Below are 25,747 nucleotides of genomic sequence, written 5' to 3' on the forward strand. Positions count from 1 at the left end.
CCGAAGCAGTGAGGACGTGATCTGCAGTGGCCAAGAACCAGAAGGCACGAGCCAAGACGGAGCAGGCCAAGGGCAAGGCCAAGGAGGCTGCCGGCCGCACCGTCGGCAACGAGCGGCTGACAGCCGAGGGCCGGGCCGAGCAGTCCAAGGGTGACGCCCGCCAGGCCAAGGAAAAGACGAAGGACATATTCCGGCACTGATGGCGATCATCAATTCCGCAGGGCCCGTCGCGCGCTGCGGCGGGCCCGCCGACTTCCAGGTCCTTTCAAGACGAAGGAGCGAAGAATGTGCGGGGAGCACCGGACGCACCCGATCGAGTCGGTGACGGTCCCCGGCCGGCCCCGTTCGCCGGGACCGCGCAGTCCGGCGGAGGTGCGCGAGGCGGTCAGGCACGCCTTCGAAGGCGCGCGACGATCTCGCAGCCGCGACACCGTGGCCGCTGACGAGGCCGTCGGTGACGCCCTGCTCGTCGCCTCGGAGCTCACCACCAACGCGATGCTGCACGGCGGCGGTGTCACCCAGTTCGAGGTGACGCTGGACGACTGGGACGTACGCCTGTCGGTGAGCGACCGCAGCGAGGAAGTGCCGACATCGGCACGGCACATGGACGAGCGGGGCTTCACGCGGGTCGGGGGCCACGGCTGGCCGATCGTCTGCCATCTCGCCCGTGACATCACGATCTCGGAGCTCGACGCCGGAGGAAAGCGCATCACCGCCGTCGTACCGCTCTCGCCCCGATAGGGCCGGGCGCCGCCCTCCTCCCGACGGGCACCGCCTTCCTGCTTCGGCATTCGGTCGTCTTCGGCTGCGACGTGGCGAGAGGCCCTCGGTTCACGCCGTGAGGGCCTGCCGGGTCGCCTGCCGGGTCTGACGTGGTGTGCCCGCCGCAGGCGGGGCGGCCGGCAGCGCGGGCCGCACGGGGTACGTGGTCTTCGCCGGGTCCACGACCGGGTCCCCCAGCACGATCCGGCCCGCCGCCTGCAGCGCGTCGCACTCGTCGGTGGGCAGGGCCACATGGCAGACGCCGAGCCCGACTCCGGAACTGAGGGGTTGCCAGTAGCCGTACCGCCGACGGCCGTTGGCGTGCACGGTCAGCCAGACGGGAACCCGCTGCACCGTGATGAGACGCAGGACCTCGGCACCGCCGGGGCCGAGCGGAGCGGGTGTGCGCGGGACGGGTCGGAGCTTCATCAGCGGTCTCCGTCCAGGGTGCGCGGCGCGGCTCGGCGGTGGGAGGTGGGCGTCATGTACGGGCGGCCTTTCGTCGGACGGGTGCGATCGCGCATCGCCGGGACGATGACGTTCTCGCTGCTCCGCATTGTTGCGGAGGGCACTGACAACACGGCCGGAGCGGCTCCGGAGAACTCTCCGGAGCCGCTCGACCGGCCTTCGTGACCGACGGGTGTCCCGGTTACGGAATACCACTCCTCGGTTTCGAGCCCGCGCCCCTCGGTTTCAAGCCCCGCGCGTCATCGAGATGAGCGCGTTCCGGCGGTGGGTGAACCGCCCGAGCCCGCTCCGGGCGGCGCTCGCCGTGGCGCCTTCAGCGGATCCTGGCGCCGTACACGTGGGTGACCGTCATCGTCATGAGCACTCTACGGTCGGTCACCATCACCGACCGGTATTCGTCCCAGTCCGGGTGCTCACCGGAGGCGCGCCGGTAGTAGTCCACCAGCGCCTCGACCTCCGGACCGTGAGGGTCCGTTCCCGGCCCGGTGAGGGTCACCGTGCCCTCGGCCGTCGCCCATGACCAGCCGTCGGGGCCGGTGACCTCCAGCGCCGCTCGCGGGTCCCTGCGCAGGTTCGCCGTCTTGGCTCTTCCCTCGGTCATCGAAACGTGGAGAACATCGGCCTCCCGGTCGTAGAAGGGCATGACGGGCGACAGCTGGGGGCGGCCGTCCGACTTGATCGTCGCGAGAACACCGAGTCGGCTCTCCGCGAGCAGTGTGCGTGGGTCGAATGGTGTGGCGGTCATGTCCAGGACCAAGTCGCGACCGCGGGCCGGCTATTCCCGGCGAGGCGGGGCCGACGGGCGGTCATGACGGCGCCCCTGAAGGCTTGCGGAACTGCTCGATCATCGCCGCGTAGCCGTCACCGCCGCGTCCGTCGGCCACGGCCCGGTCGGCCAGGTCCTGGATGAACCTGGGCAGTTCGACGTTGACACCGAGGGACTCGCTCTCGCGGGCGAGGTGCTCCATCGCGGCCCGGTGGGTGTCGATGGTGGCGTCGAAGGCCGGGTACGTTCCCTCGGCGATCTGCTGTGCGTAGCCGGGCAGCCAGTCGGTCACGATCCCGATCCCCTGCCTCACGAGCGGGACGAGCCCCGCGGGGTCCACTCCGGCGGCCCCGAGCAGTGCGGCACCATGCAGGAATCCGTTCAGGACGCCCCACATCAGGCCCAGCACGGCCATGTCGTGCAGCGCCGACAGCGCGTGGTCGTCGCCCAGGTACGTCGTTGCCGCGGCCAGACTCCTCAGGGCGGGTTCGTGCAGGTCGAAGGCCTGCCTGGGCCCGCTGTAGACGATGATGGCGTCCGCCGTGCCGATGCCCGGAGGGACGGCCAGGATCACGCCGTCGAGGTAGGCGCTGCCGTGCCGTGCCGCCCACTCGGCCGTCCCACGGGCCTGCGCCGAGGTGCCCGAGGTCAGGTTCACCAGGACCCGGCCGTCGAGGGCGTCGCCCACCGGATCGAGGAGCTTGTGCACGGCGTCGTAGTCCGAGAGGCAGACGACCACGAGCTCGCCGGCCGCGACGGCGTCGCCGATCGAGTCCGCGAGGGTCGCGCCCTGCGCGATCAGTGGTTCGGCCTTCACCGCGGTGCGGTTCCACACGGTCGTGGGGTACCCGTCGCGCAGGAACGCCTGGGCCAGTGCCTGGCCCATCAGCCCCAGTCCGATGACCGTCACGGGCGTGCGGTCGGCATTGTGCTTCCGTGTCATGCGTTCCCCCTGGGTGGGTCGGTGGTCATGGCAGAATCGTCAACGTTCACACCGGTATGAAGGTCAAGGGGGAATCGGCGTGCTGATCGGGGAGTTGAGCCGGCGGACCGGGGTCCGCACGCATCAGCTGCGTTACTACGAGGCCCAGGGGCTCCTGGAGCCGGGTCGCGGCACCAGTGGCTACCGTGAGTACCCGGACGACGCCGTCCTGACCGTGGCCCAGATCAGGAGGCTGCTGGAGGCCGGACTGTCGACCGAGGAGATCGGGTACCTGCAGCCCTGCGTCACGGGCACGGCCCCCGATCTCGAACCCTGTCCGGAGCTCCTGGACACCCTTCGGGCGCGCCTGCGGGGGCTGGACGAACACATCGACACGCTCACTCGCTCACGCCAGGTCCTCCACGACTACATCGACGCCACCGAGCGGCGTGTGGCGCAGGGATCCCAGGCGTGATCGCGCTCCGCCGGACAGGTCGGGCCTGCACGACGCGGTGGGGGCGCCCGGGTGGCAAGATGGGCCACAGTGGGGCGGCGAGGGCGCTTCGACCACGTAAGCGGGTGACACATGGCGGACGAGCCGGGCGAGGTCTGGGAGCGGTTCGCCGTCGCCCTGGCGGAGATGGCGCGGGATCTGCTGGCCCAGGACTCGGCGCAGGACACCTTGGACCGCATCGTGGAGCATGCGAAGGTCCTGATCAACGGATGCGACCACGCCGGCATCCTCACCGTGCGGCGGGGTGAGGTGCACGCACTGGCGGCGACGAGTGATCTCGTGCGCCGCGCCGACCGGATCCAGCAGGATCTGCGGGAAGGCCCCTGCTTCGACGCCGTGACCGACCGCCAGCAGGTCTACACCATCCATGACCTGCGCGAACCTCATGATCGCTGGCCCCGCTTCGCCCCTGAGCTGAACAAGCTGGGCCTGGGAAGCGCGATGGGCTTTCTCCTCTTCACCGAGGACGACGATCTCGGCGCACTCAACGTGTACTCCCGGCAGCCGGGCACCTTCGACGAGGCCGCTCAGCGCGCCGGCTGGATCCTCGCCTCGCACGCGGCCGTGGCCTTCTCCGCGGCCCGTACGCATCAGCAGCTCGGCCACGCCCTGGAGACCCGGCACGAGATCGGCGAGGCCATGGGCATCCTCATGGAGCGCCACGGGCTGACCGAGGACACGGCCTTCAAAGTGCTCAAGAAAGCATCGCAGGACCGCAACGTAAAACTGCGCGAGATCGCCCGCCTGATCTGCGAGACCGGCGAGAAGCCGGGCTGACCACCTTTGGCCGGGCACGGGCCTGCCTGGCCGGCAGAGGCTGACGGCCCCCACCGGCAAGGGCGAACGGCGGGTCAAGTGGTGGCGCAGGTGGTGCCGTTGAGCCTGAACGCGGTCGGAGCGGTGTTGGTGGCACCCTTGCTGCCGGTGAAGCCGACGGTGACCGAGCCGGCGGCGGGGACGGTGGAGGTGTAGGAGGCGGGGGTGACGCTCACCGCGCCGCCGCTCTGGGTGGAGGTCCCGCCCCACATGTTGGTGACGGTCTGGCCGTTGGCGAAGGCGAAGGCGAGTGTCCAGCCGCTGATGGCGGTGGTGCCGGTGTTGCGGATGGTGATCTCACCCTGGAAGCCGCCCGGCCACTCGCCGACGACGCGGTAGCCGACCGAGCAGCCGGCACCGGGCGTGCCGCCGCCCTGGTCGGTGGTGACGTTCACCGTGGCCGAGCGGGCCGAGCGGTTCCCGGCGGCGTCGCGGGCGTAGACGGCGAAGGTGTACGTCGTGGCGGCGGTCAGGCCTGTCACGGCGACGGTGTTGTTGGTGGAGGCGGCGACCGTGGTCTCGGAGCCGCCGTTGACACGGACCACGTCGTAGCCGGTGACGCCGACGTTGTCGGTGGCGGCGCTCCAGGCGAGGGTGAGCGAGGTGGCCGTCACCGCGGAGGCGGTCGGTGTTCCGGGGGCGGTCGGGGCCTGGGTGTCCCCCGGGTTACCGCCGCCGAAGACCGTCGCCTCCCGGGAGGTCTGGGCGATGCCGTTGGCGCCGTTGAAGATGCGCTGCCCCCAGGAGCTGAGCCGGTCGGGGTCGAAGCCGATCGACAGGTCGAGGATCGGATCGGTGTTGCCGCTCCAGCTCCAGGCCAGATAGCCGAGCCTGAGCTGCTGGGCCGTCGCCATCATGGTGTTCTCGTCAGGGTCGCCCCACTGGTCGGGAGGCCCGCCGAACTCACCGATGAGGATGGGGAGTCCGGCGTCGACGAAGGCGTTCAGGTAGTCGGTGATCTCCTGGGCGGTGTCGTAGACGCTGTACATGTGGATCGAGAAGACCAGGTTGCCGGTGGTGTCGGCGTCGTACACGGACTGGGCGTTGGCCCGCATGACGCCCTGCCAGTCCTGGCCCCAGTTGGGCGCGTCCACCATGATCGTGTGCTCGAATCCGGCGTTGCGCAGCTTCTTGATCGCGGCGATCGTGGGATCGGTCCAGCCTGCCGGGTTTGTGTTGCCCCAGGGCTCGTTGCCGATGTTGACGATGACGTAGTTCTCCTCACCGACCAGTACGTCCTTGAGCCCGATCCAGTAGTCGGCCGCCTGGTCGAGAGTGCCGGCCGCGGCGTCCTCGCCGTATCCGGTGGTGTCGTGCACCTCCAGGACGCAGATGAGCCGGTTGGCCTTGCACTGGCCGACGACGGCGGCGACGTCCGCCGCGCTGTTCCTGGTCCAGCGGTGACCGTTGGAGAGGACGACGCGGACGGTGTTGGCGCCGAGCGCCTTGACGTCGGCCAGCGACTGCGTCTCGCCCGGGTACCAGGTGTGGGCGTGGTTGACGCCGCGCATGATGAAGTCGTTCCCATTGCCCTCGACCAGGCGGCCGTCGGTGATGTGGAGGCCGGTGGCGAGGGTGCCGGGCGACTGGGCGTGGGCCGTCGCCGGACCCAGGACGCCGAAAGCCACGAGCCCGAGGAGGGTGACCAGTCGGACCAGGGGGGCGGCGACGTGGTTCGCTCGTATCGCGCTGGTCGACGTGCTTCGTATGGTGCTTCTCGTCGTGCTTCGTATGGTGCTTCTTGTTGTTCTCACTGCGACTCCAGGGAGTGAGCGCCAAGAAACCTGAGCATCAGAAGAAACGTGGGAGCGCTCCCATAGAGGCACTGCGGCAGGAACATGTCAAGGCATCGCGCAATCTGGACGCCGAGGCCCCCTCCGGCGGTCACCGCATGCGCTGCAGCGCGCACACGGCCGATTCCTCCATCGCACGGACCTTCCGCAGCAGGTCCGGGGTCGTGGTCTGGTTCACCTGGGTGGTGAGCGAGACGGTGAGGGAGCGTCGCCCGTCCGGTGTCGCGGCGAGCAACTGGGTGTATCCCGGGGTGTTTCCGGTGTGCCCGAGCACCACGCCGCACCGGGTGGCGTAGCGGAAGATGCCGAGCCCCGCCTTGTTGCGGCCGGGGCCGGCCGGTTCGGAGGCGCCGTCCACCCATCGGCGCTGTTCGCGCAGCGCGGTCGGGGAGGTCAGGGCGCCGCTCGCGTAGCCACGGATGAAGCGGTTCATGTCCCGCGGCGTGGCGATGATCCCGCCCGAGGCCCACACTCCGGAGGCGCCGATCAACTCGCTGACGTCCAGCGGCGGTACCTCGCTGACGTCGTAGCCGTGCATGAAGGGCCGCACCATCTCGTATCCCTGCGGGAGGCTGGTGTCGTGCAGTCCCAGGGGCCGGTAGACGATCTTGCGGAGCAGTGTCTCGTAGCGTTCGCCGGTCACCGCTTCGGCCATGAGGGCGACGGCGATGTTGTCCGAGTTCGAGTAGCGGTACTGGGAGCCCGGACGGAACAGCAGGCGCTCGTCACGGACGAAGTCGAGCAGGCGCCGCGAGTCGAAGCGCCGTCGGGGGTCGGCCGCGAGCAGGCGCAGGAACTCCGGATCCCGGCTGTAGTCGGGCAGACCGCTGGTGTGCTGCAGCAACTGTCGCAGCCTCACCTTGGCCCAGGCTCGCGGCAGGCGTGGCAGTCGTGCCCCGATGGTGTCGTCCAGGTCCAGCGCACCGTGCTGGACGAGATGCAGGGCCACCGCGCCGCTGTAGGCCTTGCTCGCGCTGGCGATCCGGGTGTGGTCGCGGGGTCCGATCGCGCGGCCGGTCGCCAGGTCGGCGACTCCGGCACGCAGCACGCGACGTTTGTCGCCGCTCTGCAGGAGGACCACCACTCCCGGCGGGCCGCCCGGAGAGGCGACCAGTTGGTCGACCTGTCGCTGCAGTTGGTCCGGGTGGTCGTGGGAACCGTCCCCGGGAGCGGCGGCGGCCGTGGGGAGCGTCCCGCCGCCGATGGAGGCGGCGGCCAGCACGGTGACCAGGCACAGGCGCAGACGAGAGTGGTGCTGAAGCGGCATCATCATTCCCGGGCAGACGGGGCAGGACACGCCCAGCATCGGCTCGCGGGCGACTCACCGCTCGCGCACCTGCTCCAAACAGCCGATCAGGGCGCCGGGCCGTGGCGCGCTGCCGCCAGAGCATGGGCCCGGCCATGGGCCGGAGCGGCGGGGAGACGACAGACTGGGCTCGGCGGACGACCAGCGAGTACGAGCACGCCCTACGGCCAGTCGCCGTACGACCAGTCGCCGCCGCTTGACACGTTGAGCACCTGAGGTGTCTGTCTCACCTCTGTCCACGCACCGGCCCCCGAAGCCGCTGTCAGCCGCCCTCTGAAGCCCAAGTTGCTCGTCGCAAAGCCCGAGTTGCTCATCTGGTCGACGGAGCAAGCGCTCGCGCCGCACCGTCCGAGTCGCGCTGCTCTGCCGCGTCGGCAGGCCGTGACGCCCGGCCCTCCAGGAGTTCCGTGCCCAGTGGCGTGAGCGTGTGCCGCATGGTGTTGCGTACGCGCAGGCTGTGAATCAGGCCCGCGTCCCGCAGCACGGTCGCGTGTTCGCTGACGGAGGCGGGCGAGATGGCCAGTCGGCGGGCGATCTCGTTGCCGGTCGCGTTCTCCACCTCCGCGATCGTGGCGAGGGTCGCCGCCCGGGTGCGGCCGAGGAGCCGGTCGAGTGCGCTCGCTCTCCCCACGGCACCGGCGGGCCGCAAGGACTCGATGCCGCGGTTCACGGGATACACCAGCACCGGGGAGAGCGAGCCGTCGCGCAGCGCGATGGGCCTCCCCCGGCAGAAGTACGACGGCACGAGCCGCAGTCCGCGCCCCTGGAGGTACACGTCCCGGTCCTCGGGATAGGACACCTGCAGGACCGGCGCACGCCATTGCACCGTGGGGTGCAGCCCGCTCAGCAGCCGGTCGGTCCCGCCGGCCAGGAACGCCTTGGCGCGCAGGGCCCGTTCGGCGTCCACCGACGCGCTGATCTGTGTCCAGTACGGGTACAGCGCCTGCCGGTGATACCGGCGCAGGGCCGTGCCCAGACCCCGTCTCGCCGCGGGCAGACCCGAGGCGAGTGCGGCCGCCCACGAAGGCAGTCTGCGCTGCTGGCCGAGGGTCGCCACGTCCGTCCGCAGGCGAACGTGCGAGGTGGACAGGATCATGTCGACGGCTGCTTCGGGGTCGGTGGTCCCCTCTGCCGGTGTCAGGAAGTCGGGCGAGTACCCGCGCGGCGGAACGAGATGCAGCAGCGGCCGTGCGGCCGTGTCCAGCGACGTCCGGACGTGCGTGCGCCATCGCCGCAACTCGACATCGATATCGGGACCGCCGAGCACATGAAGGCTGAGCAGGGCTTCCCAAGCAGGATCCGGCCCGGTAGCCAGACGAATCCGGCCGAGGTCCTCCGCACTGAAATGGATACGCAGCATCAGCTTCCCCCCGAAAGGCTGCTACCCCAGGCGCCCCACTCTTGCCGACGAACGCAGGACTGCGATAGCTCCGATTCCGCCAGCCCTGGTCTTTCGGCGACGGCCGAAACAGTTCCTGTGAGCTCCCGGACCGGGCCTAGTTTCAGGGCCAGGCACCACGGGGGAACGGCGACGGAAGCTGCCGACGGTTTCCGTCGCCGCCCGTAGGCAAACGGAGGACTTCGTGACAACTGCACGTCGAATGGTCGGTTCCCTCACGGTCGCGGCAGCTCTCGTCGCCGGGACCACCGTCCTGGCCACCGCCCCGGCATCCGCCCAGGCCGACGCGTCCGCGCCGGCCCAGACCCAGCGCGCCGCCTGGGACGGCAACATCTACCTGTACTACAGCGCGTCCGGCAACAGCTCCTGGAGCAAGTACGCGGGCTGGGTCAGCGACTTCGCCGGGCACACCTTCGCCGCAGGAGGTGAAGGCAGCGGCCAGCGCGTGAAGAACAACGTGAACCGCGCCTGGAACAACGACGCGAACTATGCCGCGCGGATCTACTACAACGAGAACTACAACGCGAGCGGCAGCGCTCCCTACGACGACTTCTACCCGGGCAACGCCCGGCAGCTCAACAGCGGTGTGCGGAACAACAACGCCTCGATGAGCTGGTGGTACGTCGGCTGACATCGGGCTCGGGCCCGTCCGAGAGCTTCGGACGGGCCCTTCCGTACGAGCCCATTCGTACGGGCCTTCGTACGGCCGCACACACAAGGGGGACATGACATGCGGGCGCGAACCAGGCAGCACACACTGCGGATCGGGGCCGCGGTCGCCCTGTGCGCCGCCCTCGCGGGCTGTGCGGAGGGACAGGCTGCCGAGCCGAGGCCGACGGCATCCGGTCCGCCTCCCGTGACCGGGGTGCCGACGATGCTCGGCGTCGGATCGCTGGTCCTGCCCATCGAGCCCTACCTGTTCACCGACCGGCAGGTCGCCCGGCTGTTCCGGGCGCGGGCGGTGCTGACCGCGTCCTGCATGGAGCGTTTCGGCCACCGCTGGCCCGTCCCCACCGGAACCGCACCGGACACCGGCACGCTGAATCCGGCCAACACGGCGCACCGGTACGGGATCACGGACGCTCGGACCGCCGCGCGGTACGGATACCACCCGGCACCCGGCACGGCACCGAGTCGCTCCAAGGAGAAGAGCACGGCGCCCAAGCCCGGGCCCGAAGAGATGCTCCTCCTGACGGGCCTCCGCGACGACGGCACCCCGGCGGCCAGGGACGAACGCGGGCGCGCCGTTCCGGCGGGCGGATGCCAGGGCGAGGCAACGGCTGCCCTGTCGGGCGACCCCGAGAAGATCGGCAACCGGGAGCTCGTCGGCAAGATCAACATCGGCAGCTACAGCGACTCGCAGAAGGATCCACGGGTGGTGGAGGTCTTCCGCGCCTGGTCGCGCTGTATGAAGCGACACGGCCACCAGTACGCCGATCCGACCCAAGTGCCGGGCAGGGACCCCGAGTTCACGGGTCCGAAGGCCACCCGGGCCGAGATCGCCCTGGCCGGCACGGACGTACGGTGCAAACGCGAGACGAACGTCATCGGCGTCTGGTCCTCGGTCGACGCGGCCTACCAGCGGCGGGCGATGAGCGCGAAGACCCGGGAACTCGCCGCGATCAAGCGGGACATCCGCAGGCAGGTGACCAACGCGGGCCGGGTACTGAGGGCCGACTGACGGCGCTCGACCGGTCCTCATCCGGCTGCGGAGGCCCCCGTAATACCCGCGTCGGTGATACCCGCGTCGAAGGGAACGGACGTGTGCTGGTGGACGATCTGCCAGCGGTCGCCCGCCGCACGGTAGCCGGTGGTCACCCGCGCCGTGGTGTCCAGCGAACCACCGCCGACCAGCGTGGCGCGCATCCGTACGAGCGCGTGGCTGAACGCGATGCTCTCGTCGACCCGTACACGGAATTCGAGCACCTCGCGCTCCACCGGCCCGGCCAGCGTGGAGAACCACATCTCCTCGGCCTTGCGCAGTGCCTCGATCCCGCGCTGCTCCAGACCGCTCACGGGGTGGAACACCTCGACGTCCGGCGCGTAGCAGGCCATCGCCCGGTCGAAGTCCCGCTCACGGCCGGCGGCGGTGAGTTCCGCGTCCAGGCGGCGGATCTCCTCCTCGGCGTTCCCGTCCTCCCAGAACGCGCGCACCTCCATGGCCCCGATGGTCGCCACGGGGTGCTTCGCCGCCACCTCGACGGCCTCCTCCAGGCTGTCGCACTCAAGGATGTCGAACCCGGCGACGTACTCCTTCGTCTCCGCGAACGGTCCGTCGGTGCGCAGCACTTCGCCGTTGCGCACCCGCACGGTGACCGCCTCGGCGGGCAGCCGCAGACGGTGGCCGTGCAGCCGCACGCCGCGCTGGACGCCCTGCTCCTCGACCCAGGGTTCGACGGGGGCCATTCCGGAGGCGTCGGCGGTGTCGTCTCCGCAGACCAGCAGCATGTACTTCATGTTTCCTCCAGGTATTGACGAGGCCCTTGTGAGCCCCTGCACCCCACCGACGAACAGCGGTACGCCGAATCGACACTCCGCAGGGATCTCCTGTGTGCGGCCGGTCAGGCCGCCTCGGCGGGTTCGGCCGTCCATGTGATGTGCGGAGGCTCGACCCGGGCGCACAGGGGACCGCCCTGTGCGTCGGTCAGGCCGAGGCGGGCCACCAGGACGCCGTCGCGGGCGGCCGCGGCGAGTACCTCTTCCGGGACGACGTCGAGCATCAGCTTGGCGCGGCGGAACATGCTGAAGACGCCGGACTCGTCGACCGTGCCCCAGGACAGGTAGATGAACCGGCGCCCCAGCCGGTCCTGCACGTAGGGGCCTTTGATCTCGGTGCCGGTCGGTGAGGTGACCGCGGTGCACTCCAGGATCCAGGTCGCCGCCTTGGCGTCGCCCGGGTGCGGTTCGAGGAGTTCGGCCGGACGGTCACGGCGTTGGACGGCGACATGGATGTTGTCGTACGCCGGGACCTTGCCGTCGGCGGGGGCGGCGGAGGTACGGCCGGGCAGGTCGACGGCGTCGATTCGGATGCGCATACCTGCCATCATCGCGTTGAAAACCCCTGATGAGTGGCGCACTCTTGGCGAACTGCCTCGACCGGCAGGCACAGAAGCCGGGCAGGCACAGAAGTGGGAGGCGGAATGCAGCAGCCGGAGGACAGGCTTCTGGCGGAAGCCCTCGGCAGCATCAATCCCGGTGGGAAGTTCGCCTCCCGGTTCATGAGGAACGACGTCGGCGAGTCCGACCGTGAGCTGCCGCTGGACTTCGACACGGCCGTCGAACGCGTCCGCACGCTGCTCTTCGGCATGGCCCGCGGTGCACATCCGGTCGTCCTGGAAGCGACGACGGACCGAGTGACCCTGCGCGTGCTCACCGGCGGCGGAGCCCTCTCCATGAACCCGGTGGTGATCACCGTGGACGTGACCCGCGCGGGCGAGTGGGCGGCCCGGATCCATGTGCGGGCCGTCGCGAAGGAGGGCCTGATCAAGCAGCGGGCCGGCCGGAAGACGGCCGAGAACGTCGCAGCTCTGCTGGACGGAACCGACCCGCGCCCCTGAGCCGTACGCACCCGTGCGCGCCCGGGCCGCAGCGGCGGACCGGGCGCGAGGTGGGCGCGATGCCCGTCACGTCACCGGCATCGCCAGGTACTGGTACTCCAGGAACTCGTCGATCCCCACCCGGCCGCCCTCCCGGCCGAGCCCCGACTGCTTGATGCCTCCGAAGGGGGCGGCCGGGTTGGACACGAGCCCTGTGTTGAGGCCGACCATGCCGACCTCCAGGCGCTCACTGACCCGCAGCGACCGGTCGAGGCCCGCGGTGAAGACGTAACCGACGAGCCCCCAAGGAGTGTCGTTCGCCGCGCGGATCACCTCGTCCTCGTCGTCGAAGGTGAGGATCGCCGCCACCGGCCCGAAGATCTCCGTGTCCATCAGCCGGCTGCCCGGGTCCACACCGGCCAGCACGGTCGGCGGATAGAAACGGCCGGGCCCCTCCGGAGTGGCTCCGCCGACCAGCACCCGGGCGCCTCGCCCGACGGCGTCGGCGACCAGTTCCTCGACCTTGGCGCGGCCCGCGTCGTCGATCAACGGGCCCACGTCCACGCCTTCCCGGGTGCCGGGGCCCACGACGAGCGCCCCCATGCGTTCGGCGAGCCGCACCGCGAACTCGTCCGCCACGGAACTGTGCACGAAGAAGCGGTTGGCCGCCGTGCACGCCTCGCCCATGTTGCGCATCTTGGCGATCATCGCGCCGTCCACGGCGGCGTCGAGGTCGGCGTCGTCGAAGACGATGAACGGGGCGTTGCCGCCGAGCTCCATCGAGGCGCGTACGACGGTGTCCGCGCACTGGGCGAGCAGGATCCGCCCGACCTGGGTGGAGCCGGTGAAGGACAGCTTGCGGATGCGGCCGCCCCTCAGGAGCGGCTCGACGACCTTGTCGGCCCGTGAGGTGGTGACGACGTTCAGCACGCCGTCCGGCAGGCCCGCCTCGCGGAGGATCCCGGCCAGCGCGAGGCTGGTCAGCGGGGTCTGCGGGGCGGGCTTGAACACCATCGTGCAGCCCGCCGCGATCGCGGGCCCGATCTTGCGGGTGCCCATGGCCAGCGGGAAGTTCCACGGCGTGATCAGCAGACAGGGGCCGACGGGGCGGCGCGTCAGCAGCATCCGGTTGCGGCCGTCGGGCAGCACGCCGTAGCCGCCGCCGTCGATGCGGACCGCCTCCTCGGAGAACCAGCGGAAGAACTCGGCCGCGTACGCCACTTCACCGCGGGCCTCGGCCAGCGGCTTGCCCATCTCGGAGGTCATCAGCAGGGCGAGCTCGTCGGTGCGGGAGAGGATGATCTCGTAGGCGCGGCGCAGGATCTCGCTGCGTGCGCGGGGCGCCGTACGGGCCCACTCCTCCTGTGCCGCGACGGCGGCTTCCTCGGCGAGCCGGGCGTCCTCGGGTCCGGCGTCGGCGACCTGGCAGAGGATCTCGCCGGTCGCCGGGTCGTCCACGGGCATCGTGGCGCCGGCTTCGGCGTCCAGCCACTTGCCGCCGATGAACAGCTGCTTGGGTACGTCGTTCAGGATGCTCACGGTGTGTCTCCAGGCTGGTCGGCACGGGCGGGGGCGGCGGGGTCGAGCAGTTCCGCGAGATGTACCGCGCGGGTTCCCCGGCCGCCCGCGAGCTGGCCGAGGTGGTCGATCTGGGTGGCGCAGCTGAAGCCGTCGGCAACCACGGTCGGTGGGCCGTCGGCCGCCGCGTCGAGGTGCGGTCGGAGCGACAGGTCGGCGACGGCCATCGAGGTGTCGTAGTGCTGTTCCTCGAAGCCGAAGTTCCCGGCGAGGCCGCAGCAGCCCTCCGCCTCGGTCACCTCGGGTATCCCGAGGCGGGACAGCAGATCGCGGGGACGGCGGCTGCCGAAAGTCGCGTACTCGTGGCAGTGGGTCTGCAGCAGCACCGAATCCGGCAGCGGGGGCGGGCTCCAGCCGGGCGCGGCGAGATCGGTCAACGCGCCGGTCAGGGTGTGGACCCGGGCCGCGACCCGCCGGGCGGCCTCGGTGCCGAGCAGCTCGGGCACGTCGCGTCTGAGCGCGGCGGCGCAGCTGGGCTCGGCCACGACGATCGGCAGCTCGCTGTCGGATCCGCCGTCGAGCCGGGCCACGGTACGGGCCATGACCCGCCGCGCCACCGACAGTTGACCGGTGCTGACCCAGGTCAGCCCGCAGCACAGACCGTCCCGCGGGGCGCTGGGTATCCCGGCGTCGGCGAGCACGCGTGCGGTGGCCCCGGCCACCTGCGGGCGGAAGGCGCGCGTGAAGCTGTCGACGAAGAGCAGCGCGCTCGGCTCGTCAGTGGTAGCCGTACGCAGGGCGGACCGCAGCGAGCGCCGGGAGGCGAAGGAGGGGATCGTACGTTTCCCGGTGACGCCGCCCGCCCGCGCGAGCAGCCTGCCGACGGGCCCGCGGAGCAGCGCGTTCAGTGGCCTCGCGACCAGGCCGGCCAGGGCCGAGGTGAGCGGCAACCATCCGAGCGAGTAGTGGGAACGAGGCCGGATTCGCCCCCTGTAGTGCTGGTGCAGGAACTCCGCCTTGTACGTGGCCATGTCGACGCCGACGGGGCAGTCGGTGGAGCAGGCCCTGCAGGACAGACACAGGTCGAGGGCGTCGCGGACGTCCGTCGAGCGCCAGCCCTCGTGGACGGTCTCGCCGCGCAGCATCTCCTGGAGCGCCCGCGCCCGGCCCCGGGTGGAGTCGTTCTCGTCGCCGGTGGCGCGGTAGCTGGGACACATCACGCCGCCGGCCGACGCGTCGGAGCGACAGCGGCCGATACCGACACAGCGGCGTGCGGCGCCCGCGAAGCCGTCCTCGTCGTGCGGGAAGGTGAAGAGCGTCGGGCGGCCGTCCGGTGCCGGCGGGCCGTGCAGGGCCAGGTCGGCGTCGAGCGCGGCAGGTGCCACGATGACGCCCGGGTTCAGCAGCCCTTCCGGGTCGAAGGCGCGCTTGAACGCGGCGAACGCCCGGATCATCAGGTCGCTGTACATCACCTCCAGCAGCTCACCGCGCGCCCGGCCGTCGCCGTGCTCGCCCGAGAGCGTGCCGCCGTGCCGGACCACCAGCGCGGCCGCCTCCTGGAGGAAGCGGCGGGCGGCGGCCCGGCCGGTGTCCGTGGCGAAGTCGAAGTCGACGCGGACATGGACGCAGCCCGCGCCGAAGTGCCCGTACAGCACGCCGGTCAACTCGTGCACGGCCAGCAGCGCGCGGAAGTCCCGCAGGTAGTCGGCCAGGTCCTCCGGGGCGACGGCCGCGTCCTCCCAGCCGGGCCAGGACTCGCCGCCGTCCAGCAGGCGGGCGGCCAGACCGGCGCCGTCCTCGCGGACCCGCCACAGGGACCGCCGCTCCCCCGGGCTCGACACGAGCCGCCCGTCGGCCATCCGCCCGCGCGCCTTCAGGGTGTCGAGAAGTTCGGCCGCGCGGGCGGTGACCAACTCCTCCTCGTCGCCGTCGAGTTCGACGTACAGCCAGGCCCGTCCGCCGGGCAGCCCGGTGACGGAGTCCGTTCCCCGGCGGGCGCGCATGGTCGCGACGATGGCCTCGTCCATGCCCTCGACCGCGGTGGGCGACCAGCGCAGGATCTCCGGTACGTCCTCGGCGGCGTCCACGACATCGTCGTAGCCCAGGGCCAGCAGGGCCGAGGCCGGAGCCGTCGCCACCAGGCGGACGGTCGCGGCGACGACGACCGCGCAGGTGCCCTCGGTACCGACCAGGGCGCGGGCCATGTCGAAGCCGTGCTCGGGCAGCAGGTGTTGGAGCTGGTAGCCGGAGACCTGGCGCGGGATCCGGCCCAGTTCGGTCCGGATGACTGCGAGATGGCCCGCGACCAACTGCCGTATCTCGTCGGCGAGTCGGGCGACACGCTCGACGGACGCGGTGTCCGCCGGATCGGCCGCGCGCAGGCCGCCGTGGTCGGCGATCGCGTGGACGCCGTCGGCGGTGACGATCTCCAGCGACTCGATGTGGCGGCCTGTCCGCCCGTGACGTACGGACCGGTTGCCGCATGCGTCGTTGCCGATCATGCCGCCGAGCGTGCACCGGCTGTGCGAGGACGGGTCGGGGCCGAAGGTCAGCCCGTGCCGCACCGCGGCCGTCCGCAGTTCGTCGAGCACCACTCCGGCCTCGACCGTGGCGGTACCGGCCGCGGGGTCGATGTCCAGCACGCGGTTCATGTGGCGGGAGAAGTCCAGGACGACGCCCGGGCCGATCGCGTTGCCCGCCATGCTGGTGCCGCCACCGCGTGCCGTGACGGGGATGCCCAGTTCCCGGCAGGCGTTCAGTACGGCTGCGACGTCGGCGGCGGAGCGGGGGAAGGCCACGGCCCGTGGCGGCACCCGGTAGTTGGAGGCGTCGTACGCGTAGGCGGCGGTCCGGCCGCCGGTGTCGACCCGCATCCCGGGGGCGGTACCGGCGAGCAGCCGCGACAGCGCCTCGGTGCCGCCGGGCGCCGCCGAGCCGGGCCCGCGAGGTGGCAGCGTCGCCGCCTCGTGGCCCGTGCGAGGGTCCGGCCCAGCGGTCACGGCGCCGAGGTTCCGGTCTCCACGGCGGCGGACCAGGCCCGCAGCCCCTCGTCGATCGCCGTCTCGTCGACGACGAGCGCCGGGATCATCCGTACGACCTGGTTCCAGGCCCCGCACAGCAGCAGGAGCAACCCCTCGTCCACCGCGGCCCGTTGCACACGCGCGGCCGTCGCGGAGTCCGGCTGCCCGTCCTCGGTCACGAACTCGGTCCCGAGCATCAGACCGAGCCCTCGTACGTCCCCGACGCCGGGGGTGTTCGCGGCGACCGTCTCAAGACCGGCCCGCAGCCTGTCTCCCATCGCCTCGGCGTTCTCGACGAGCTTCTCGTCGCGTACGACGTCGAGGGTGGCGCAGGCCGCGGCGCAGGCGACGGCATTGGCGCCGTAGGTGCCGCCCTGCGAGCCCGGCCAGGCCTTCCGCATCAGTTCCTCGGAGGCGGCGATGCCCGACAGCGGGAAGCCGCTGGCCAGCCCCTTGGCGGTGACCAGGATGTCGGGGGTGACGCCGAAGTGGTCGTGGCCCCAGAAGCGGCCGGTGCGGCCCACTCCCGTCTGGACCTCGTCCAGGATCAACAGGAAGCCGTGGCGGTCCGCGCGCTCGCGCAGCCCTTCGAGGAAGGCCCGGTTCGCGGGCACGTATCCGCCCTCGCCGAGGACCGGCTCGACGATGACGGCGGCCGTGTCGTCGGGCGAGGAGATCGTCTGGAGCGTGTAGTCGAGTTCCTGGAGGGCGAAGCGGGTGGCGGTCTCCTCGTCCCAGCCGTACCGGTAGGCCGTCGGGAAGGGGGTGACGACCACCCCACTCATCAGCGGTGAGAAGCCGGAGCGGAAGCGGGTGCCGGAGGTGGTCATGGAGGCGGCGGCCACGGTCCGGCCGTGGAAACCGCCGTGGCAGACCAGGACGTTCGGCCTGCCGGTGGCCTGTCGGGCCAGGCGCAGCGCGGCCTCCACCGCCTCACTTCCGGAGTTCATGAAGAACACACTGTCCAGCCCCGTCGGCAGCACCTCGCCGAGCCTGTCGACCAGTTGCCGCAGCGGCTGGTGCATGACCGTCGTGTACTGGCCGTGGATGAGCGTGCCGACCTGCTCCTGGGCGGCGGCCACGACCCTGGGGTGACAGTGGCCGGTGCTGGTGACACCGATGCCGGCGGTGAAGTCGAGATAGCGGCGGCCGTCCTCCCCGTACAGGTGGACGCCCTCGCCCCGGACCGCCACCACGGGCGTGGCCTGGCGAAGGTGCGGCGACAGTGTGGTCATGTTCGTCTCCCGGCGGTGTGTCGGTTGTCGCTCGGTCGTTTCTCGCTCGGCGTCTTCAGCATTTCCAGGGAGCCGGGCAGTCACAACGTCTGATCTGTCCGCTCCGGGCACGGCATTTGGACGTTGTGTCAACCTCCTCGGGCGGGGAACGTCGTCAACGGCCCGGTCAACGGCCCTCGGGCCGACCTTGCGCAGGTGGCCGGGGGCTTGTCAGAGTGGCCGGGCGCGTATGGAGGCACCGTGAGTGAGGAACGCCGGACGGCCGGACCGTCGTACGGGGACGAGCCGGAGGCCGTGACGGGTCGTCCCCTCACCGTGGGCGACGTGCTGGGGCTTCCCGTGCTGGCCGCGGGTCAGCCCCGGGTGGTCGCCGGCGAGTCCGGTCTCGACCGGCGCGTCCAGTGGGTGCACATCACCGAGCTCACGGATCCCGCCTCGTTCCTCAAGGGCGGGGAGCTCGTGCTCACCACCGGTATGCCGCTGCCCGAACAGCCCGCCGAGGTGCGGCGGTACGTGGACGAACTCGCCGACATCGGGGCGGCGGCCCTCGTGATCGAACTGGTCCGCCGGTACCACCGTCCGCCCGAGGCGCTGGTGCACGCCTGCCGGAGCCGCGGTCTGCCGCTCGTCACCCTGTCCAAGGACGTCAACTTCCTTGAGGTCACCCAGGTCGTCCACGCGCTCATCGTCGGCAACCAGATGCACGCGATGCGCAGGACCCAGCAGATCCACGAGGCGTTCACCGCGCTGACGCTGCGCGGCGCCTCCCCGGAGGAGGTGGTCCGGGCGGCGGCGGAGACGAGCGGCCACACCGTCGTGCTGGAGAACCTGGTTCACCATGCGGTGATCTGCGAACCCTCGGGCCGTACCGTGGAGGAGTCGCTCACCGGGTGGGAGCGGCGTTCCCGGGCGACGCCTCCCTGCGACCACACGGAGGTGCTCGGTCCCGAACACTGGCTCGTGGCACCGGTGGAGTACCGCGGCGAACCCTGGGGCCGGGTCATCATGCTCCCCGCACCGGCCCGGACCCCCCGTACCCCTTCGTTCGGCCCCGAGGACGTGGCCGTGCTGGAACGGACGGCGATGACCCTGACCATCGCCCGTCTCATCCATGCCACGACCTGGGAGCGAAGCGCTCACCGCACCACGCTGCGGGACATCGCCGAGCAGCGCCACCGCTCCCCCGACGAGGCCCGGGCCCGCGCCGCCGCGCTGGGCCTGCCCACCGAGGAGTGCCGCTTCCTCGCCGTCCTGATCGACACCCGCACCCACCCGGGCGGCGAGGAGCTCGAAACCCGGCTGGCCGAGGACCTGCGGACGGTGACCGTGCCTGCCCTCGTGGGCGAACTGGCCCCCGGACGTGTGGGCGTGCTGCTGTCCCTGCGCCCCTCGGGGTCCTGGCGGCCCACGGTCGAACAGCTCGCCCGCACCGCGCTGAACCTGGACCCGGGGGCCGTCGTGAGTGTCGGCTCCGAGGTCACCGACCTCTCCCGCGCGGCCCGTTCCTTCCGAGAGGCGACGCGTGTCGCGGAGGCGGCCCTGCCGCACTCCACGGACAAGCCCTTCCACGAGCTGTCCGACATCGGCCTTCGGCACCTCCTGTACGCGCTGCGCCAGGACCCACGCGTCCAGAGCTTCGCCGAGCGGCAGCTCGCCCAGCTCATCGACCACGACAGCCGGCACGGCACCAGCCTGCTGACGACGCTGCGCCACTACCTGGACGCCGCCGGCAACAAGACCACCGCCGCACGCCGGGGCGAGTTGTCCCGGCAGACGCTCTACCAACGGCTGCACACCATCGAGCGGCTGCTCGACCTCGACCTCGAATCCGGCGAACACCGGACCGAGCTGCACGTGGCCCTCATCGCGCTCGACGTGTCCCGGCTGGGCTGACACCCCTTCAGGCGGCCACCGCGGCGCCCCGCTCGCTCCCCTCTCCCTGGATCGGCTCTCTGTGGATCGGTGCGTCCGAGCCGGTCAGCGGGACGCCCGTACCTCCCCGCCGGGCCGCGACGATCTCCGCCGCGATGGACAGGGCCGTCTCCTCGGGCGTACGGGCGCCGAGATCGAGCCCGATCGGCGAGCTGAGCCGGGCCAACTCCCGTTCGGTCAGGCCCACTTCACGCAGTCGGCGTTCGCGGTCCTCGTGCGTGCGGCGCGAGCCCATCGCGCCGACGAACGCGACCGGCATCCGCAGTGCCTCCGTCAGCAGGGGCACGTCGAACTTGGCGTCGTGCGTGAGTACGCACAGGACCGTGCGGGCGTCGGTCGTGGTGCCACGCAGATAGCGGTGCGGCCAGTCGACGACGATGTCGTCGGCGTCGGGAAAGCGGGCCCGGGTGGCGAAGACGGGGCGGGCGTCGCAGACCGTCACGCGGTAGCCGAGGAACTTGCCGACACGGACCAGCGCGGACGCGAAGTCGATCGCACCGAAGACGATCATGCGGGGCGGCGGGACGTTCGACTCGACGAGCAGCGTGATCCCGCCGGGGCAGTGCGAACCTCCCCCAGACTCCGTCCGGGGGGACCCCCATCTCGCTTCGCTCGCGGAGAGCTCGATCGTGCCGGTGCTGCCGTTGTCCAGCATGGCGCGGGCCTGCGCCGCCGCCGTCCTGTCCAGCTCGGGGTGCCCGCCGAGCCCGCCCTCGTACGACCCGTCGGGCCGCACGAGGAGCGCCTGGCCCAGGAGTTCGGCCGGGCCCCGGACGACCTGCGCGAAGGCCGTCGGCTCGCCCTGGGCGGCGGCCGACAGCGCCGACCGGAACACCGTCCGTGCGGGCGCTGTCGCGCGTATCGGTGTGACCAGGATGTCGATGATCCCGCCGCAGGTCAGGCCGACCGCGAAGGCGTCATCGTCGCTGTAGCCGAATCGCTCCAGGACGGTCCCGCCGTCCGCCAGCGCCTGTTGGCAGAGGTCGTACACCGCTCCTTCCACGCAGCCGCCGGACACCGAGCCGATGACCGTTCCCTCGCTGTCGACCGCGAGTGCGGCGCCGGGGCCGCGCGGGGCGCTGCCGCCGACGGCCACGACGGTGGCGACGGCGAAGTCCCGGCCCTCCTCGGCCCAGCCGTGCAACTCCTCGCTGATGTCAAGCATCCTCGCCCGCCATGAGGACGCGGTCGGGACGGATGGGCAGGTTCCGGTGGCGTACGCCGGTGGCGTGCCAGACCGCGTTGGCGACGGCCGCCGCCGCGCCCACGATGCCGACCTCTCCGATGCCCTTGATCCCGACGGGGTCGTCCGGGTCGGGGTCGTCCACCCAGTCCGCCTCGATGTGCGGCACGTCGGCGTGCGCGGCGACGTGGTAGCCGGCGAGGTCGGCGCCGTAGTGGCCGCCGGTGGCCCGGTCCCGGACCGCTTCCTCGTGCAGGGCCATCGAGATGCCCCACGTCATTCCGCCGACGAACTGGTTGCGGGCGGTGAGGGGGTTGACGATCCGGCCCGCCGCGAAGATGCCGAGCATGCGGCGCACCCGGACCTCGCCGGTGGTGACGTCCACGGCCACCTCGGCGAACTGGGCACCGAAGGAGTGGCGTTCCTTCGGAGCGAGGGCACCGATGGCCTCGGTCGTGTTCGACCGCGCCGTGATCCCTTCCGGCGGAATGCCGTCGGTGAGGGCGAGTTGCTCCCGCAGGTCGCCGGCCGCGGCGGTGATCGCCCAGGCCCAGGAACGGGTGCCCGCCGAGCCGCCCGCGATCATCGCCGGTCCGAGGTCGCTGTCGCCGAGGCGCACGTGGATGCGGTCCGGTGTCACCTCCAGCGCGTCGGCCGCGATCAGGGTGAGCGCGGTCCTGGCTCCGGTGCCGATGTCCGCCGCGTTGATCCGCACGGTGAAGGTTCCGTCCGCCTCCGCCGTGATCGCCCCCGTGGACGGCATGGCCATCGCGCCGAAGGAGGCGGCCGCCGTGCCGGTGCCGAGCAGCCAGCGCCCTTCGCGGCGCAGTCCGGGACGCGGATCGCGGTCCGCCCAGCCGAACCTGCCCGCGCCCGTCCGGAAGCAGGCGAGGAGGTTGCGGCTGCTGAACGGCAGCCCGGACACGGGGCCCAGCTCGGGTTCGTTGCGTACGCGCAGTTCGATCGGGTCGAGGCCGCACTTCTCGGCGAGTTCGTCGAGCGCCGACTCGATTGCGAACGACCCCGGCGCCTCGCCCGGCGCGCGCATCCAGGTCGGGGTGGGCACGTCGAGCCGTACGACCCGGTTGGCCGTGTGGTGGGCGTCGGCGTCGTACATCACCCGGGCCACGCCGGCGCTGGGCTCGACGAACTCGTGCACGGTCGAGGTGAGGCTCAGCGAGCTGTGCTCCAGCGCGCGCAGCCGCCCCTCGGCGTCGGCGCCGAGCCTGACCTGCTGTGTGGTGGGGCTGCGGTAGCCGGCCAGCGAGAACATCTGACGGCGGGTCATGACGACCCGGACCGGGCGCTGCAGGACGGTCGCGGCCATCACCGCGGACACCTGGTGCGGGCGGACGCCCTTGCTGCCGAATCCGCCGCCGACGTGTTCGGACCGCACCCGCACCGAGGCCGGGTCGAGCGAGAACAGGTTCGCCAGTTCGCCCGCGACCCACGTCGTGCCCTGGTTGGAGTCGACGACTTCGAGCCGGCCGCCGTCCCAGCGGGCCGTCGCCGCGTGGGGCTCCATCGGGTTGTGGTGTTCCTCCGGGGTGGTGTACTCCTCGTCCACCACGACGGCGGACGCGGCGAGTTCGGCCTCAAGGTCGCCCTTCGCCGTCACGCCCGGCATGTGGCCCTCCGCCGCGTACGCGTCCGGGTGTCCGGCGAAGAAGTCGACGTCGTGCGGTTCCTCCTCGTAGTGCACCACGAGTGCTTCGGCGGCCTCGCGGGCCTGTTCGGAGGTCTCGGCGACGACCAGGGCGACCGGCCAGCCCATGTGCGGCACCCGGTCGTGCTGGAAGACGGCGACGGTCGGATCCGGCGAGGACCCGAGCAGCCCCGGGTAGTCGGTCTCGACCCGTGGGGCGTTCTCGTGGTGCAGGACGGTGAGTACGCCCGGCATGCCGAGAACGGGCGCCGTGTCCACGGAGCGAACACGGCCCCGGGCAACGGTCGACAACACCAGCCAGCCGTGGGCGAGTTCGGCGAAGGGGATCTCTCCGGCGTAGCGGGCGGCTCCGGTGACCTTGTCGCGGCCCTCGACGCGGGTGTGCGCCGTGCCGACGGCTCCCTTCACGGCCCTGGTGCCGGTCGTGACGGTGGTCATCGGCCGGCCTCCTCGGCGAGTCGGGTCAGCTCGGCCACCACGAGGTTGCGCATCAGGGTCACCTTGTATCCGTTGTGCGGCAGCGGCCGGGCGGCCGCGAGTTCGGCGTCCGCGGCGGCGGCGAACGTCTCGGCGTCGGCCGGTGCCCCGGCCAGCACCCGTTCGGCCGCGCGGGCCCGCCACGGCCGGGACGCGACCGCCCCGAAGGCGAGGCGCACATCGCGTACGACGCCGTCCTGGACGTCGAGCGCGGCGGCGATCGAGCCGATCGCGAAGGCGTACGAGGCCCGCTCGCGCACCTTGCGGTAGCGGGAGTTGGCGGCGACCGGGGCGGGCGGCAGCGTGACATGGGTGATCAGCGCGCCCTGCGGCAGATCCGTCTCGCGGTGCGGAGTGTCTCCCACGGGCAGGTAGAGCCAGCTGAGCGGCACTTCCCCCGGTCCGTCGGCCGTTTCGTACGACACGACGGCGTCGAAGGCGGTCAGCGCCACGCCCATGTCCGAGGGGTGGGTGGCCACGCAGTGGTCGGAGGCGCCCAGGATCGCGTGGTTGTGGTGCTCGCCCCCGATGGCGGGGCAACCACTGCCCGGGACGCGCTTGTTGCAGGGCTTGGTCACGTCGGCGAAGTAGCCGCAGCGGGTGCGCTGGAGCAGGTTCCCGCCGACGGTGGCCATGTTGCGCAGCTGCCCCGAGGCGCCGGCCAGCACCGCCTGGGCCAACGCCGGGTAGCGGCGCCGGACTTCGGGGTGCGCCGCGAGGTCACTGTTGGTGACGGTGGCACCGATTCGCAGGCCTCCGTCCCGCGTCGACTCGACGGTGTCCAGCGGGAGTTCACGGACGTCGACGAGCCGCGCGGGCCGCTCGACGCCGGTCTTCATGAGGTCGACGAGATTGGTGCCGCCGCCCAGGAAGCGGGCGTCGGGATCGGCGTCGAGCAGCGCGACCGCGCCGGAGACGTCGAAGACCCGCTGGTATCCGAACTCCCTCATGCCGCCGCCTCCTCGGTCTGCGGGAGGTTCGCGGACGTCACGGCCTGCGTCTCGGCGGCCCCACGGGCGACGGCCTCGACGATCGACACGTACGCGCCGCAGCGGCACAGGTTGCCGCTCATCCGCTCGCGGATCTCGTCGGCGCTCAATGGTGGTGGTCCGGCTTCGGGCCGGACGTCGTCGGTGACGGCGCTCGGCCAGCCCGCCGCGTGCTCCTCGATCACCGCGATCGCCGAACAGATCTGGCCGGGCGTGCAGTAGCCGCACTGGTAGCCGTCCAGGTCGAGGAACGCCTGCTGCACCGGGTGCAGTTGATCGCCCACGGCCATGCCTTCGATGGTGGTGATCTCACGTCCCTCGGCCGCCACCGCGAGCTGCAGACAGGACACGGCCCGGCGGCCGTCGAGCAGGACGGTGCAGGCACCGCACTGCCCCTGGTCGCAGCCCTTCTTGGTGCCGGTCATGTCGAGGCGCTCGCGCAGGGCGTCGAGCAAGGTGGTGCGGTGGTCGACGGAGAGCGTGTGTTTCTCGCCGTTGATGTTCAGACTTATGGCGCTGTACGTCGTGGGGGTGGCTGGGGCCATGATCAGCCTTCTTTCACGTTCCCGGAGTGCGTCCGGGGGACGGTCCGGCGGGCAGAAGAGTCAGAGAGGGAATGCTGGTGACAACGGTCACGGGCGCCCACGCCGGCCGCGCCCAGCGCTAGAATGGGCGCAACCGGACAGTTGTCCGCTCACAGGAAACGTAACGGACAGTTGTCCGGTTGAGCAAGGTCGGGATTCGGACACGGACCCGCGAGGAGGACGAGTGCAGCCGGAGAAGGGCGCACCCCAGCGCTCGGACGCGCAGCGGAATCGCGAACGCATCCTGGAAGTGGCTCTGGTGGAGCTGACGATCGACGCGGACACCCCGCTCAGCGTGATCGCCAAGAAGGCGTGTGTCGGGCAGGGCACGTTCTACCGGAACTTCCCCAATCGGGAGACCCTCGTCCTCGAGATCTACCGCCACGAGATACAGCAGGTCGCCGACAGCGCAGCCCAGCTGCTCAAGACGCGGCGACCCGAGCAGGCGCTGCGTGAGTGGATGGACCGGCTCGCCCAGTTCGGCATGGCCAAGGCCGGCATCGCGAACGCGATCCAGCAGGCGACGAGCGGCCCGGGGAACCTGGCGAAACCGGGGCACGCCCCGGTGTCCGAAGCGGCCGAACTCCTCCTCCGCGCCAACGACGAGGCCGGCACCATCCGCCCGGGCGTCACCGCGGACGACTTCATCCTCGCCATCGGCGGCCTCTGGCTGATCGACCCCGCCGGAGACTGGCGGCCGCGCGCCACCCGGCTCCTGGACCTGATCATGGACGGGCTGCGCGTGGGAGCGCCAGGACCAGGCACACCCGGACCGACCGGACCCGGACACTGAGCGACGCCGTTCGGCCACCGCGAGCGGGCGCGCCATCCGCTCGACCAATGCCGCTGGCGATGCCGCTG

At 71.4% G+C, this 25,747-nt stretch carries 24 protein-coding genes; 9 read left to right on the top strand and 15 right to left on the bottom strand.

The window, feature by feature from the left end; genetic code table 11:
- Window positions 1-26 precede the first annotated feature (26 nt).
- Both ACZ5VQ_RS03235 and ACZ5VQ_RS03240 read left to right on the top strand, forming a co-directional pair.
- Window positions 27-200: a CsbD family protein gene (locus ACZ5VQ_RS03235; protein WP_362083978.1), complete on the top strand. Its 174-nt coding sequence runs from the start codon at window positions 27-29 to the stop codon at window positions 198-200.
- 85 nt (window positions 201-285) lie between these two features.
- On the top strand, window positions 286-741 hold the full coding sequence (locus ACZ5VQ_RS03240) for an ATP-binding protein (protein ID WP_362083981.1): 456 nt from the start codon (window positions 286-288) through the stop codon (window positions 739-741).
- Window positions 742-831: 90 nt separating this feature from the next.
- Here ACZ5VQ_RS03240 and ACZ5VQ_RS03245 read toward each other — a convergent pair whose 3' ends face one another.
- The 3 genes from ACZ5VQ_RS03245 to ACZ5VQ_RS03255 form a co-directional block, all read right to left on the bottom strand.
- On the bottom strand, window positions 832-1,191 hold the full coding sequence (locus ACZ5VQ_RS03245; protein WP_469103420.1) for a hypothetical protein: 360 nt from the start codon (window positions 1,189-1,191) through the stop codon (window positions 832-834).
- Window positions 1,192-1,543: 352 nt separating this feature from the next.
- Window positions 1,544-1,975, bottom strand: coding sequence for a PPOX class F420-dependent oxidoreductase (locus tag ACZ5VQ_RS03250; RefSeq protein WP_200394082.1), 432 nt, complete (start codon window positions 1,973-1,975; stop codon window positions 1,544-1,546).
- Between the two features lie 61 nt (window positions 1,976-2,036).
- Complete coding sequence (locus ACZ5VQ_RS03255) at window positions 2,037-2,939, bottom strand: NAD(P)-dependent oxidoreductase (protein WP_469103421.1); 903 nt, start codon at window positions 2,937-2,939, stop codon at window positions 2,037-2,039.
- A 79-nt stretch (window positions 2,940-3,018) separates the two neighbouring features.
- Here ACZ5VQ_RS03255 and ACZ5VQ_RS03260 point away from each other — a divergent pair, with 79 nt between their 5' ends.
- Window positions 3,019-3,393 (top strand): MerR family transcriptional regulator, encoded by a 375-nt coding sequence (locus tag ACZ5VQ_RS03260; RefSeq protein ID WP_469103422.1) that lies wholly within the window; start codon window positions 3,019-3,021, stop codon window positions 3,391-3,393.
- A gap of 111 nt (window positions 3,394-3,504) precedes the next feature.
- Entirely contained in the window at window positions 3,505-4,209 is a 705-nt protein-coding gene (locus tag ACZ5VQ_RS03265) for a GAF and ANTAR domain-containing protein (RefSeq protein ID WP_362083992.1), read from the top strand.
- A gap of 74 nt (window positions 4,210-4,283) precedes the next feature.
- On the opposite strand, the gene ACZ5VQ_RS03270 is transcribed toward ACZ5VQ_RS03265, so the two are convergent.
- The 3 genes from ACZ5VQ_RS03270 to ACZ5VQ_RS03280 all read right to left on the bottom strand — a co-directional run bounded on the left by ACZ5VQ_RS03270 (window position 4,284) and on the right by ACZ5VQ_RS03280 (window position 8,707).
- Window positions 4,284-5,933, bottom strand: coding sequence for a cellulase family glycosylhydrolase (locus tag ACZ5VQ_RS03270; protein WP_469103569.1), 1,650 nt, complete (start codon window positions 5,931-5,933; stop codon window positions 4,284-4,286).
- Between the two features lie 199 nt (window positions 5,934-6,132).
- A complete protein-coding gene (locus ACZ5VQ_RS03275) occupies window positions 6,133-7,308 on the bottom strand; it encodes a serine hydrolase domain-containing protein (RefSeq protein ID WP_469103570.1) in 1,176 nt (391 codons plus the stop codon).
- A 349-nt stretch (window positions 7,309-7,657) separates the two neighbouring features.
- Window positions 7,658-8,707 carry an ArsR/SmtB family transcription factor gene (locus ACZ5VQ_RS03280; RefSeq protein ID WP_469103423.1) on the bottom strand — a complete coding sequence of 350 codons (1,050 nt, stop codon included), beginning with the start codon at window positions 8,705-8,707 and terminating at the stop codon, window positions 7,658-7,660.
- Between the two features lie 223 nt (window positions 8,708-8,930).
- Here ACZ5VQ_RS03280 and ACZ5VQ_RS03285 point away from each other — a divergent pair, with 223 nt between their 5' ends.
- Window positions 8,931-9,377, top strand: coding sequence for a hypothetical protein (locus ACZ5VQ_RS03285; RefSeq protein ID WP_469103424.1), 447 nt, complete (start codon window positions 8,931-8,933; stop codon window positions 9,375-9,377).
- A gap of 99 nt (window positions 9,378-9,476) precedes the next feature.
- Window positions 9,477-10,427, top strand: coding sequence for a hypothetical protein (locus tag ACZ5VQ_RS03290; RefSeq protein WP_469103425.1), 951 nt, complete (start codon window positions 9,477-9,479; stop codon window positions 10,425-10,427).
- 17 nt (window positions 10,428-10,444) lie between these two features.
- On the opposite strand, the gene ACZ5VQ_RS03295 is transcribed toward ACZ5VQ_RS03290, so the two are convergent.
- Complete coding sequence (locus ACZ5VQ_RS03295; RefSeq protein ID WP_469103426.1) at window positions 10,445-11,203, bottom strand: nuclear transport factor 2 family protein; 759 nt, start codon at window positions 11,201-11,203, stop codon at window positions 10,445-10,447.
- Between the two features lie 104 nt (window positions 11,204-11,307).
- A complete protein-coding gene (locus ACZ5VQ_RS03300) occupies window positions 11,308-11,781 on the bottom strand; it encodes a DUF5990 family protein (protein WP_469103427.1) in 474 nt (157 codons plus the stop codon).
- A 105-nt stretch (window positions 11,782-11,886) separates the two neighbouring features.
- Between ACZ5VQ_RS03300 and ACZ5VQ_RS03305 the strand changes: the two genes are divergently transcribed.
- Window positions 11,887-12,303, top strand: a complete 417-nt coding sequence (locus ACZ5VQ_RS03305; protein ID WP_469103428.1) for a hypothetical protein — start codon at window positions 11,887-11,889, stop codon at window positions 12,301-12,303.
- 66 nt (window positions 12,304-12,369) lie between these two features.
- Here ACZ5VQ_RS03305 and ACZ5VQ_RS03310 read toward each other — a convergent pair whose 3' ends face one another.
- The 3 genes from ACZ5VQ_RS03310 to ACZ5VQ_RS03320 form a co-directional block, all read right to left on the bottom strand.
- Entirely contained in the window at window positions 12,370-13,812 is a 1,443-nt protein-coding gene (locus tag ACZ5VQ_RS03310) for an NAD-dependent succinate-semialdehyde dehydrogenase (RefSeq protein ID WP_469103571.1), read from the bottom strand.
- 5 nt (window positions 13,813-13,817) lie between these two features.
- Complete coding sequence (locus ACZ5VQ_RS03315; protein WP_469103572.1) at window positions 13,818-16,673, bottom strand: FAD-binding and (Fe-S)-binding domain-containing protein; 2,856 nt, start codon at window positions 16,671-16,673, stop codon at window positions 13,818-13,820.
- Window positions 16,674-16,795: 122 nt separating this feature from the next.
- On the bottom strand, window positions 16,796-18,055 hold the full coding sequence (locus tag ACZ5VQ_RS03320; RefSeq protein ID WP_469103429.1) for an aspartate aminotransferase family protein: 1,260 nt from the start codon (window positions 18,053-18,055) through the stop codon (window positions 16,796-16,798).
- Between the two features lie 240 nt (window positions 18,056-18,295).
- On the opposite strand from ACZ5VQ_RS03320, the gene ACZ5VQ_RS03325 reads away from it, so the two are divergent.
- Window positions 18,296-19,948, top strand: a complete 1,653-nt coding sequence (locus ACZ5VQ_RS03325) for a PucR family transcriptional regulator (RefSeq protein ID WP_469103430.1) — start codon at window positions 18,296-18,298, stop codon at window positions 19,946-19,948.
- 7 nt (window positions 19,949-19,955) lie between these two features.
- On the opposite strand, the gene ACZ5VQ_RS03330 is transcribed toward ACZ5VQ_RS03325, so the two are convergent.
- From ACZ5VQ_RS03330 to ACZ5VQ_RS03345, 4 genes are read right to left on the bottom strand one after another with little or no spacing between them, the layout of a single operon-like run.
- Window positions 19,956-21,152 (bottom strand): XdhC family protein, encoded by a 1,197-nt coding sequence (locus ACZ5VQ_RS03330; protein ID WP_469103431.1) that lies wholly within the window; start codon window positions 21,150-21,152, stop codon window positions 19,956-19,958.
- Entirely contained in the window at window positions 21,145-23,274 is a 2,130-nt protein-coding gene (locus tag ACZ5VQ_RS03335) for a xanthine dehydrogenase family protein molybdopterin-binding subunit (protein WP_469103432.1), read from the bottom strand. The genes ACZ5VQ_RS03330 and ACZ5VQ_RS03335 overlap by 8 nt, the downstream gene beginning before the upstream one ends.
- Entirely contained in the window at window positions 23,271-24,263 is a 993-nt protein-coding gene (locus ACZ5VQ_RS03340) for an FAD binding domain-containing protein (RefSeq protein ID WP_469103433.1), read from the bottom strand. The genes ACZ5VQ_RS03335 and ACZ5VQ_RS03340 overlap by 4 nt, the downstream gene beginning before the upstream one ends.
- On the bottom strand, window positions 24,260-24,847 hold the full coding sequence (locus ACZ5VQ_RS03345; RefSeq protein WP_469103434.1) for a (2Fe-2S)-binding protein: 588 nt from the start codon (window positions 24,845-24,847) through the stop codon (window positions 24,260-24,262). The genes ACZ5VQ_RS03340 and ACZ5VQ_RS03345 overlap by 4 nt, the downstream gene beginning before the upstream one ends.
- Before the next feature lie 223 nt (window positions 24,848-25,070).
- Here ACZ5VQ_RS03345 and ACZ5VQ_RS03350 point away from each other — a divergent pair, with 223 nt between their 5' ends.
- Window positions 25,071-25,679, top strand: coding sequence for a TetR/AcrR family transcriptional regulator (locus tag ACZ5VQ_RS03350; RefSeq protein ID WP_469103435.1), 609 nt, complete (start codon window positions 25,071-25,073; stop codon window positions 25,677-25,679).
- Window positions 25,680-25,747 lie beyond the last annotated feature (68 nt).

Source organism: Streptomyces sp. NPDC033178 (assembly GCF_055577685.1).

What these genes read in the sequence shown, in the direction of transcription:
- ACZ5VQ_RS03240 (WP_362083981.1), top strand. Translation starts at nt 286, where the DNA reads ATGTGCGGGGAGCACCGGACGCACCCGATCGAGTCGGTGACGGTCCCC.
- ACZ5VQ_RS03245 (WP_469103420.1), bottom strand. Translation starts at nt 1,191, where the DNA reads ATGAAGCTCCGACCCGTCCCGCGCACACCCGCTCCGCTCGGCCCCGGC.
- ACZ5VQ_RS03250 (WP_200394082.1), bottom strand. Translation starts at nt 1,975, where the DNA reads ATGACCGCCACACCATTCGACCCACGCACACTGCTCGCGGAGAGCCGA.
- ACZ5VQ_RS03255 (WP_469103421.1), bottom strand. Translation starts at nt 2,939, where the DNA reads ATGACACGGAAGCACAATGCCGACCGCACGCCCGTGACGGTCATCGGA.
- ACZ5VQ_RS03265 (WP_362083992.1), top strand. Translation starts at nt 3,505, where the DNA reads ATGGCGGACGAGCCGGGCGAGGTCTGGGAGCGGTTCGCCGTCGCCCTG.
- ACZ5VQ_RS03275 (WP_469103570.1), bottom strand. Translation starts at nt 7,308, where the DNA reads ATGCCGCTTCAGCACCACTCTCGTCTGCGCCTGTGCCTGGTCACCGTG.
- ACZ5VQ_RS03280 (WP_469103423.1), bottom strand. Translation starts at nt 8,707, where the DNA reads ATGCTGCGTATCCATTTCAGTGCGGAGGACCTCGGCCGGATTCGTCTG.
- ACZ5VQ_RS03290 (WP_469103425.1), top strand. Translation starts at nt 9,477, where the DNA reads ATGCGGGCGCGAACCAGGCAGCACACACTGCGGATCGGGGCCGCGGTC.
- ACZ5VQ_RS03295 (WP_469103426.1), bottom strand. Translation starts at nt 11,203, where the DNA reads ATGAAGTACATGCTGCTGGTCTGCGGAGACGACACCGCCGACGCCTCC.
- ACZ5VQ_RS03300 (WP_469103427.1), bottom strand. Translation starts at nt 11,781, where the DNA reads ATGCGCATCCGAATCGACGCCGTCGACCTGCCCGGCCGTACCTCCGCC.
- ACZ5VQ_RS03305 (WP_469103428.1), top strand. Translation starts at nt 11,887, where the DNA reads ATGCAGCAGCCGGAGGACAGGCTTCTGGCGGAAGCCCTCGGCAGCATC.
- ACZ5VQ_RS03315 (WP_469103572.1), bottom strand. Translation starts at nt 16,673, where the DNA reads ATGCGGGTCGACACCGGCGGCCGGACCGCCGCCTACGCGTACGACGCC.
- ACZ5VQ_RS03320 (WP_469103429.1), bottom strand. Translation starts at nt 18,055, where the DNA reads ATGACCACACTGTCGCCGCACCTTCGCCAGGCCACGCCCGTGGTGGCG.
- ACZ5VQ_RS03330 (WP_469103431.1), bottom strand. Translation starts at nt 21,152, where the DNA reads ATGCTTGACATCAGCGAGGAGTTGCACGGCTGGGCCGAGGAGGGCCGG.
- ACZ5VQ_RS03335 (WP_469103432.1), bottom strand. Translation starts at nt 23,274, where the DNA reads ATGACCACCGTCACGACCGGCACCAGGGCCGTGAAGGGAGCCGTCGGC.
- ACZ5VQ_RS03340 (WP_469103433.1), bottom strand. Translation starts at nt 24,263, where the DNA reads ATGAGGGAGTTCGGATACCAGCGGGTCTTCGACGTCTCCGGCGCGGTC.
- ACZ5VQ_RS03345 (WP_469103434.1), bottom strand. Translation starts at nt 24,847, where the DNA reads ATGGCCCCAGCCACCCCCACGACGTACAGCGCCATAAGTCTGAACATC.